This is a genomic window from Pedobacter sp. KBS0701 (assembly GCF_005938645.2).
GTDB lineage: Bacteria > Bacteroidota > Bacteroidia > Sphingobacteriales > Sphingobacteriaceae > Pedobacter.
On the sequence record NZ_CP042171.1, the window covers coordinates 1506849 to 1517811 of the forward strand.

Annotated in this window: 6 protein-coding genes; all 6 read left to right on the forward strand. The window is 42.5% G+C overall.

The window, feature by feature from the left end:
* On the forward strand, positions 1-1995 hold the full coding sequence (locus tag FFJ24_RS05990; protein ID WP_138823472.1) for a glycoside hydrolase family 97 protein: 1995 nt from the start codon (positions 1-3) through the stop codon (positions 1993-1995).
* Between the two features lie 13 nt (positions 1996-2008).
* Complete coding sequence (locus FFJ24_RS05995) at positions 2009-3799, forward strand: glycoside hydrolase family 2 protein (protein WP_138823474.1); 1791 nt, start codon at positions 2009-2011, stop codon at positions 3797-3799.
* A gap of 4 nt (positions 3800-3803) precedes the next feature.
* Positions 3804-4985, forward strand: coding sequence for a glycoside hydrolase family 88 protein (locus tag FFJ24_RS06000; RefSeq protein ID WP_138823476.1), 1182 nt, complete (start codon positions 3804-3806; stop codon positions 4983-4985).
* Positions 4986-5053: 68 nt separating this feature from the next.
* A complete protein-coding gene (locus tag FFJ24_RS06005; RefSeq protein ID WP_138823478.1) occupies positions 5054-7783 on the forward strand; it encodes a sugar-binding domain-containing protein in 2730 nt (909 codons plus the stop codon).
* Between the two features lie 14 nt (positions 7784-7797).
* The gene (locus FFJ24_RS06010; protein ID WP_138823480.1) at positions 7798-8568 is read left to right on the forward strand and encodes a hypothetical protein; all 771 of its coding nucleotides are present in this window, start codon (positions 7798-7800) and stop codon (positions 8566-8568) included.
* Between the two features lie 11 nt (positions 8569-8579).
* Entirely contained in the window at positions 8580-10787 is a 2208-nt protein-coding gene (locus FFJ24_RS06015; RefSeq protein WP_138823482.1) for a glycoside hydrolase family 3 N-terminal domain-containing protein, read from the forward strand.
* Positions 10788-10963 lie beyond the last annotated feature (176 nt).

The following is a 10963-nucleotide window of genomic DNA, read 5'->3' on the forward strand; positions in this document are numbered from 1 at the left end:
ATGAAACAAATTATATTATACTTATTCCTTTTAACGTTCCTTAGCATCCCCGCAACCGCCCAAAAGAGGGTTAGTGTTAATTCTCCCGACAGGAGGTTGCAGGTGGATGTAAGCATTGCCGATAGTATTTGTTTTCAGCTGGAACACGATAAAGAAGGGGTACTGAGTTCTGGTGCAATAGCCATGAAACTAGGCAATGGGAAAACCTTCGGTATCAAATCTCACTTAAAACAAGCTAAAACCATTACGGTTAAACAAGATATTCCCGCTCATTTTTACAAAAGAAACCATATAAGTGATCACTACTCAGAATTAACACTGGAATTCAGGGAAGATTTTAAACTGATTTTTCGACTTTACAATGAAGGAATGGCTTACCGTTTTGTATCTACTGGTAGCAAGGATTTTATCGTTAATGAAGAACTGGCCGCTTTCCATTTTCCAAAAGATTACAAAGCCTACATCCCTTATGTGAAGACTAAGGAAAAGGCATTGGAAGGACAATATTTCAATTCATTTGAAAATACCTATACCTACAGCAATCTGAGTAAAATGGATAACCGTAAACTTGCGTTTTCGCCTCTAGTAGTAGAATTGGATAAGGGAAAGAAAGTGTGTTTGGCAGAAGCTGATTTGCAAAGCTATCCGGGTATGTTTCTTTTTAATTCTGCCGGTGGAACCGTTCTGGAGACAAACTTTGCCACGTATCCAAAATCTACCGAACAAGGCGGACATAACCAGCTGCAACAAATAGTGACCTCACGCCAGCCTTATCTCGCTAAAAGTAAGGCTGGCGCAAAATTCCCTTGGCGAATGGCCATCGTAACAACCAGCGATAAAGCCCTGGCTGATAATGATATGGTTTACAAGTTAGCCGAACCCAGCCGGTTAAAGGATATTTCGTGGATAAAACCAGGAAAAGTTGCCTGGGAATGGTGGAATAACTGGGGCCTGAGTAAGGTAGACTTTGTTTCGGGGGTTAATACCGAAACCTATAAGGCTTATATAGATTTTGCTGCCAAAAATAAAATTGAATATGTGATTCTGGATGAGGGTTGGGCGGTGAACCTCAAGGCGAGTTTGTTTGAGATTGTACCTGAAATTAACCTGAAAGAACTCATTGCTTACGGGAAAACCAAAAATGTAGATATTATTCTCTGGGCCGGATACTATGCCTTTGAACGCGATTTAGAGCAGGTTTGCAGGCATTATTCCAAGCTGGGGATAAAAGGCTTTAAGATTGATTTCATGGATCGGGATGATCAGGATATGGTTGATTTTCACTACCGTGCTGCAGAAACGGCTGCTAAATATAAACTGCTGGTCGATTTTCACGGTACTTATAAACCCACAGGGTTAAACCGAACTTTTCCAAATGTAATCAACTATGAGGCAGTAAATGGTCTTGAGCAGATGAAATGGACCGGGTCTGAAATGGATATGGTTACCTACGATGTGACCATGCCCTTTATCAGGATGATAGCTGGCCCGGTAGATTATACCCAGGGAGCAATGCGTAATGCCACCCGGCGCAGCCATAGGGGAATAAATGATGAACCCATGAGTCAGGGAACCCGTTGCAGGCAGCTGGCAGAATATGTGGTTTTTGAATCTCCCCTAAATATGCTCTGTGATAGCCCTGATAATTATGCGAAGGAGCAGGAATGTACCGATTTTATCAGCGCTATACCTACGATTTGGGATCATACCATTGTACTTAATGGTGAGATTGGGCAATACATCACTACTGCCCGCAGGAAAGGAAACACCTGGTACCTGGGTGCTTTAACCAATTGGGAAGCGCGCAAACTTGATCTCGATCTCAGCTTTCTTGGCACCGGAGATTATGCTGCAGAAATTTATCAGGATGGTATGAATGCCAATAAAATCGCTACAGACTACAAAAAGGAGCGAATTGCTATCCCTGCTGATCGGAAATTATCCGTTAACATGGCGCAAGGCGGTGGTTTCGCGATGAAAATTTTTAAAAAATAAACGTGGTAATTTTATGAAACCAATTAGAACCATTTTTAATTTCCTCCTACTGATGTGTTGCTTTCTGTCGAATCTTTCTGCACAGGAGACTTTGGTTAATGTATATGGTAGAAAAACACAATCCCTTAACGGGAAATGGGAGGCAATTATAGACCAGTACGATCAGGGGAGGAAAAACAAAATCTACCTCAATAAAAAACCTGAAGGAAAAACAGATTTTTATGAATATGCCTTTGATGGTGGCTTAAAGTTGAATGTGCCTTCAGACTGGAACAGTCAGCTATCCGAACTGAAATATTATGAAGGCACTGTCTGGTATGCAAAACATTTTGATGCCCCCAAAAAACATCAGGGGCGTTTGTTTATTTACTTTGCTGCGGTAAGTTATCGTTGTAAGGTTTATCTTAATGGAAAAGAAATTGCTGAACATGAAGGTGGTTTTACGCCTTTTCAGGTGGAGATAACAGACCTGGTGCAGCAATCAGACAATTTTTTAGCCCTGGAGGTAAACAATACCCGAACTGCAGATGCCATTCCGGCGAAATCATTCGATTGGTGGAATTATGGTGGCATCACACGCGATATAATGCTGGTTTCAACGCCTAAAGTTTTCATCCGGGATTACTTTATTCAACTGGACAAACATCGCAGTGATCAAATTAATGCGCAGGTTAAAATCAGTGATAACCAACATAATGTAGCGGTAATCGTCGAAATCCCGGAATTGAATATAAAACAAAAACTGGTTACCGATCAACAGGGGATTGCGAGAATGTCAATCACCAATGTAAAAAAAATACAGCGCTGGTCGCCGGCATCTCCGAAACTTTATCAGGTGTTTATATCTACTGCGACAGATAGGGTAGAAGAAATGATTGGCTTTAGAAACCTTGCTGTAAAAGGAACACAGATTTACCTTAACGACAAGCCGGTCTTTCTAAAATCTATTAGTTTTCATGAGGAGATTCCACAACGCAAAGGCAGAGCCTTCTCTGAAGCAGATGCCATGATGCTTTTATCTGAAGCGAAGGCTTTAGGTTGCAATATGATTCGTTTGGCACATTATCCTCAAAATGAATATACGGTACGCGCAGCCGAAAAAATGGGTTTTCTGTTGTGGGAAGAGACTCCAATATGGCAGGGAATTGATTTTGAAAACCAGGAAACCAAAAAGAAAGCCGGAAATATGATCAGAGAGATGGTTATGCGGGATAAAAACCGGTGCGCCCTCTCTTTTTGGGGCATGGCCAATGAAACGCAGCCATCTGTTGCCCGTAATGAATTCCTGAAATACCTGATCAAATGCACCAAAGATATTGATAGCACCCGTTTAATTACTGCTGCATTCGATCTGGTTCGGTTTGACCGGAATAAACAACGCTTTGTTATGGACGATCCTTTTATTAAAGAAATAGATGTAGTAGCCATTAATAAATACATGGGTTGGTACCATCCCTGGCCAGTTACGCCAGATAAGGCCATTTGGGAGGTTGCCAGAGATAAGCCATTGATTATTTCTGAATTTGGTGCAGAGGCATTGTACGGTAAATCAGGTGATGCTGATGTAGCGAGCTCATGGAGCGAGGATTATCAGGCCCGGCTTTATAAACACAACCTGGAAATGTTTAAAAATATTCCAAATCTCAATGGAATTTCACCCTGGGTATTGTTCGATTTTCGGTCACCGTTCCGCTTTCACCCTACTTATCAGGATGGCTGGAACAGAAAAGGACTGGTTTCTGATCAGGGATTCCGTAAAAAAGCCTGGTACATCATAGCAGATTATTACAAAAACATCAAATAAATTTATGAGGAGATATTTTTTAGCCCTGTTGTTAACGGTGTTATTATGGTGCAACCTTGCAAATGCACAACCATTAAAAACAGTTGTTGAAAAGGCCCTGGCTTTTTCTGAACAGCAAAGTCTTTTAATGGCCAGGAAATATGAACATGAAGCAGGAGTATTGCCCCGTTCATTTGAAGCTTGGAAAAACACGATATCTGATTCACGGTGGTGGTGTAGCGGATTTTTTCCTGGCTCGCTCTGGTATCTTTATGCGCACAGTAAAAATCCTCAGCTGCTGCAATATGCCAGGCTCTACACAGACCGGGTAGAACGCGAAAAATATACCACCGATAATCACGATGTGGGGTTTATGCTCTATTGCAGTTTTGGAAATGGTCTGCGTTTAACAGGACAAGAATCTTACAAGGAAGTTTTGCTTACGGGAGCGCAATCGCTGGCTACCCGCTATGATCCTAAAGTAGGGCTCATCAGGTCATGGGATCATAATAAAACCGTTTGGCAGTATCCGGTTATCATTGATAACATCATGAATCTGGAATTGCTTTTATGGGCCAGTAAACAATCGGGCAGCGAAAAACTGAAAAAAATAGCCCTTTCGCACGCCGATAAAACTATGGAGCATCATTTTCGGCCCGATTTCAGTTCCTACCATCTGGTTTCTTATGATCGCCGGACTGGTCTTCCGCATAAAAAACAAACCCATCAGGGCTATGCTGATGATTCTGCATGGAGCCGCGGCCAGGCCTGGGGACTCTATGGTTACACTTATCTCTATCGGGAAACCAAAGAAAAACGCTATTTGGATCAGGCCAATCACATTGCTAGCTTTTTGATCAATCATCCTAAAATGCCCGAAAATTTTATTCCTTACTGGGATTATAATGCTCCACAGGAAGCTAATACGCCAAGAGATGCTTCAGCTGCCTGCATTATGGCCTCAGCACTGACCGAATTGAGTGATTTTGTAAATGCTGACACCAGGAAGAAATACATGGAGGTGGTAGAAAAGCAAATCCGTACACTCGCTTCTGATGAGTATACGGCAAAGTTGGGCGAAAACGGAAATTTTATCCTGATGCACAGCACAGGGGCATTTCCGTTTAAATCGGAAGTTGATGCACCACTAACCTATGCAGACTATTATTATCTGGAGGCGCTCAGTCGTTTGAAGAAAAGATTGTAACCCCCAGTTCAGCAAATGATGTTGGATATATCCAGCCCAAATCCCATTGAAATACCCTATATCTTTCTATGAATACGATAAAACCCTGTTACAAACCATTATTAACTGCATTTATTCTTTTAAGCTTTTTAACTGTAAAATCTCAAACCCAGACCGTAGATTTATCTGGCAAATGGCGTTTCCAAACCGATGTGATGGATTTTCGCCGGGCTTCGCTTTCTCCAAGATACAACCATGAACTGCAGGGCGAGATCCGGTTACCCGGAATAACGGATGATTATCAAATAGGTTACAAGGTACCCTATAAATATATCGACAGGCTTACGCGAAAATATGAGTATCTCGGACCAGCCTGGTATCAGCGGGATATCGAGATTCCCCAGTCGTGGAAAGGGAAACAGATCTTTATTTATTTTGAGCGTACCAGCTGGCTAAGTTCCATTTATGTGGATGCCAAAGAGGTGAGTAAAAACGACTATGTAAGTGTTCCGCATAATCATAACCTTACAGCTTTTCTTAAACCTGGTAAAACCCATCGCATAACCGTATGTATCGATAACCGGTTTCAGTATAATACGCATAAATGGGACCATGCGCATACCGAATTTACACAAATTAATTGGAATGGAATCCTTGGTGAAATGAAAATGATAGCGGTTGATCCCGTTTATATTGAAGATTTACAAATCTATCCCAATATCGGTGAGCAATCTGTTGATGTAAAGATGGATCTGGCTAACAGGACAGGTAAACTGGTTTCGGGTAGTATTACATTTAATGTTGCCGGTAAGGATTATAATCTGGAAAAGGTGATGAAAGTAACCGGTAAAGACTCGCTGATCCATTTTGAAGGTAAAATATCACTCGGTAAAAAAATCAAACTTTGGGATGAGTTTCATCCCAATCTTTATACGCTCAGTTGCAAAGTAAGCAGCGATCCTGAAGGTGCAAGGTTTGAACATGAAAAAAAGGCAACATTTGGCATGCGTGAAGTAAAACAAGGGAAAAATCATATTTTGATCAATAACAAACCTGTCCATTTGCGTGGAAACGTAGAAAATGCCGTTTTCCCAAAAACAGGCTATGCACCGGTAAAAGAGGACGAATGGGCGCGGATCATGCAGCTGATGAAACAATATGGGTTGAACCACTTACGCTTTCACTCCTGGTGTCCGCCAGATGCGGCATTTCGAATGGCCGATAAATTTGGTGTTTATTTCCAGGTAGAAATGCCCATGTGGGGTAAAGATGCTGAGCCGGATGAAGCACGATATAATTTCTTTAGGAGAGAGATGACAGCCATATTAAAAGAGTATGGAAACCACCCTTCGTTTTTGCTGTACTGCAATGGAAATGAGATTACCGGCAATTTTGATTTTATTGAAGAGCTAACGGCCAAGGGCAGGTTGAAAGATAACAGACATCTTTTTTGCGGCTCTACTGCCCGGACACGGGTAAAATCAGATCAGTTCTACGTGTCTCAGCAAACCAATAAAGGACCTGTTAAAGTTTATGAGGGATTGCCTTACACCAACTGGGATGTGAGTCAGCAATCGGATGTAGACGTTCCGGTAATCTCTCACGAATCGGGACAGCGTGCCGTTTATCCGAATTTTGAGGAAATAAAAAAATATGCCAATAGTCCGGTGGAACCCAGAAACTTTGAGATTTTTCGTGACTTACTGGAAAAAAACGGGATGCTGGACCAGGCCAACGATTTTTTCAAAGCTTCAGGAGCCTTAACTGTGGTAGAGTATAAGGCGGTAGTAGAGGCATTGCTGCGTTCGGCAAAATCAGCAGGATTCCAGCTTTTGTCTCTTAACGACTTTCCCGGGCAAGGATATGCCTATGTAGGTATTTTAGATCCTTTCTGGGATTCGAAGGGCTTGATCAGTCAGGAGAAATGGCGGGAGTTCTGCGGGCCAACTGTCGCATTACTGCGTTATGCCAAAAGCGCTTATTTTAATGACGAGGTATTTCAGGGAGATGCTGAACTGTATAACTTTAGCCCTTCTATATTAAAAAATGCAAAGATAGAATGGCTGCTTCAGGATGAATCTGGTAAAAGGTTAAAACAGGCGCGTTTGAAAACCCAAACACTGGGTAATGATGGTGTTTTTCCTATGGGCAAATTTACATTCGATTTAAGGGACATCAAAAAAGCAGAAAAGCTAACAGTTTCAGTAGTAGTTAACGATACCATTAAAAACAACTGGAACATCTGGGTATATCCCCGAAACGAAAAACTTTTGACCACAACTGCTGATGTGCTTTATACCACAGTTTTTGATGAACAGGCGAAACAAAAACTCGCTGCAGGAGGGAAGGTTGTTTTAACACCATTGCCTGAACAGGTACAGGGTCGCAAATCTGTTTTTCATAACCACTTCTGGAACCCCATTATGTTCGCCTGGCCACCAATGACCATTGGTTGCCTTATCCACAACGAAGAGCCGGTTTTTGCAGATTTTATCACTGCTAATCATACCGATTGGCAATGGTGGGATATTTTAAACAATGCAAGGGTAATTGAAATGAAAGATGCACCGCAGGCATTACGGCCTTTTATTCAGGTAATCGATGCCAACGACAATAACGAAAAATTGGGCATAGGTTTCGAAGCCCGGGTTGGGAAAGGTAAGCTTCTGGTACTGGCAGTAGATACTAAAAAAGATATGGATAAACGTCCGGCGACCCGGCAATTGCTAAAAAGCATTGATACTTACGTGAAGGGCGATCAGTTTAATCCTAAAGTGACGATAGATGAGCGGTTTATTCAGTCGTTTATGGTCAGGTAATTCGAAAATAAACCATGAAAAAAATAACTTCCATCATTCTATTTCTTACAGTTCTATCCTGTAAAGGCATTGCACAGGAGATCAGGTTTGATCAGCAAGCCAGTATAAACCAGGTTTATTTAAAATCTCAGGAATCTAAAAACCTGTTGCCCATGAATGAGTTGAGCGTGGAAACAGGCTACGCCTTATACCAGGCAGAAATTGATACATCTACGGAAAACCCTAAACTCACTTTAGAAAATGTCCGCGATTATGCGGTAGTGTTTCTCGACGATAAATTGCAGGGAACGCTTGCCGATCAACATAAACAGCTTACGCTGAATGCAAGAGCTGGAAAGCATAAACTCCGGATTTTTGTAGAAAATATTGGCCGCATCACCTACGGCCCTGAGATCCTGGATAATTCGAAAGGACTGTTCGGAAGTATCACCCTTGATGGAAACGAAATTGAGGACTGGATGATTACGCCATTGCCCGTTAAAAACCTTGAGATTTCTAAACTGGTATTTGAGCAGAGAAAAGCGTCAGCCTTACCCTGTTTATTTAAAGCTGAATTTAGCATACCACAACCATCAGCTTATTACCTCGACATTTCTGGCTGGGGCATGGGGGAGGTGTGGATGAATGACACCTATGTTGGTGCTTACTGGGAAGAGGAAAAACAACAATCCATTCAGATTCCTTCAGAAGTGCTTAAAACCGGCCAAAATGAGATCGTTGTATTCGAATTAAAAAATCTCGGGCAGAAAAATATGAAGCTCAGTACGCAAGCCATATTTCGTTAAAATTTAAAAAAATGACCAAACAGATAACCCTTTTAACTGCTTTGATGCTGATAAGCAATGTTTTATCAGCGCAGACTAAAAAAACAAAATTTTTATATCAGGATGCGCGCCAGCCAGTTGAAGTGCGGATAAGCGACCTGCTGGGGAGGATGACTTTAGAAGAAAAGGTGATGCAGTTAAATCAGTACACCTTGGGCAGGAACGACAATGCCAATAACATGGCCGATCCGGTAAATGATATTCCGGCTGAAATTGGTTCATTGATCTATTTCAGCAGCAATGCGGAACTGCGCAACCGGGTGCAGCGAAGGGCTATGGAGCAAAGCCGCTTGGGAATTCCGATTATATTTGGTTATGATGTAATCCATGGTTTCAAAACCATTTACCCGATATCGCTGGCACAGGCCTGCTCCTGGAACCCGGATTTGGTGCAGCAAGCTACAGCCGTAGCCGCTCAGGAGTCCAGAATGTCGGGGGTAGACTGGACATTCTCTCCCATGATTGATGTTGCCCGGGATGGACGCTGGGGCCGGGTTGCAGAAGGATATGGTGAAGATCCCTACACCAATGGCGTATTTGCTGTGGCTTCTGTAAAGGGATACCAGGGAAAAGACCTGTCGGGTCCGGTGAGCGTAGCCGCGTGCCTGAAACATTATGTGGGTTATGGTGCATCTGAAGCTGGCCGGGATTATGTGTATACAGAAATTTCCGATCAGACACTTTGGAATACTTATCTTCCTCCCTATGAAGCAGCTGTAAAGGCCGGAGCTGCAACTTTAATGAGTTCTTTCAATGATATCAGTGGTACACCAGGCACCGCAAATACTTACCTGCTGAGAACAGTTTTAAAAGAGCAGTGGAAGCACGATGGTTTTGTAGTTTCTGATTGGGGCGCAATAGAACAGCTTCGCAGTCAGGGGGTTGCTAAAGACAAGAAAGAGGCTGCCTTGAAAGCTTTTAATGCTGGTGTAGAGATGGATATGATGAATCAAAGTTATGATAAACATCTTGCCGCATTGGTAAAGGAAGGGAAAGTAACACAGGGAGTCCTGGATGATGCGGTAAAAAGAGTCCTGCGCGTCAAATTTCGTTTGGGCCTTTTTGACAAACCTTATACCCCAGAAATTCCGGAAAAGCAACGTTTTCTGTTGCCTCAAAGTCGCGCTATAGCAGACCGTCTGGCCGAAGAATCTATCGTATTGCTTAAGAACGGGCATAATGCTTTACCCTTAACAGCGGTGAAAAATATTGCCGTGATTGGCCCTATGTCTAACAGCAAATGGCATTTGTTAGGCTCCTGGAGGGCGCACGGAAATGCCGAAGATGCCGGCACAATCTATGATAACATCAAACAGGAATTTGGAAATAAAGTGACGGTAACTAATGCGCAGGGCTGCGATTTTGATGGCACAGACCAGTCAGGTTTTGCAGATGCAAACCGCCTGGCCCAAAATGCAGATGCAGTAGTAATTTGTTTGGGGGAGAAAGCTAACTGGAGCGGCGAAAATGCTTCCAGATCTTCTATTTCGCTACCAGCAATTCAGGAAGCGTTAGTGGCAGAATTGAAAAAAAGTGGTAAGCCGGTTATTTTACTGATTTCCAGTGGTCGCCCTTTGGATTTAAGCAGATTAGAACCCATGTGCGATGCCATCCTGAGTATGTGGCAACCGGGCACAACAGGGGGAAAGGCAATTGCCGAAGTATTATCTGGAAAAGCTAATCCCTCTGGTAAGCTGGCCATCACTTTCCCTTATTCCAGCGGCCAGATTCCAATTTATTACAATCACCGTCAAAGTGCCCGCCCAAACCAGGGAAAATACCAGGACATTCCCAGTAAACCTTTGTATGAATTTGGCTATGGGTTGAGTTACACCACTTTCGACTACGCTGAATTGAAAGCCTCTTCCTCGAGCATTAAAGTAAATGAAACTTTAACGGTAGAGGTTGCCGTAAAAAATACCGGAAACCGCGATGGAATGGAGACCGTTCACTGGTATATATCGGATCCGGTGAGTAGCATTTCACGTCCGGTAAAGGAATTGAAGTTTTTCCAGAAACAATTCATCAGAAAGGGTGAAACAAAAGTGTTCAGTTTCCAGGTTGATCCAAAAAGAGATTTGGGCTTTGTGAATGCCCGAGGTGAGAAATTCGTTGAAGAAGGCGACTATTATATCATTGTTAAAGACAAAAAGATAAAACTTGAGCTGCTGAAGGAATAATTCTTCCTCAGCGGCCTAACCGGCAACAGTATGCTGTGCTGTTGAATAACAAAAATGATTTTCTGGCCTGTATTGTACAAAAGTAAACCATTTCCGTACAAAAACGAACCCTTCACACTATGGTTTAGAACTAGTTTTGTGCTAACCAGATATAAGAACCAAATATGAGGAGCACA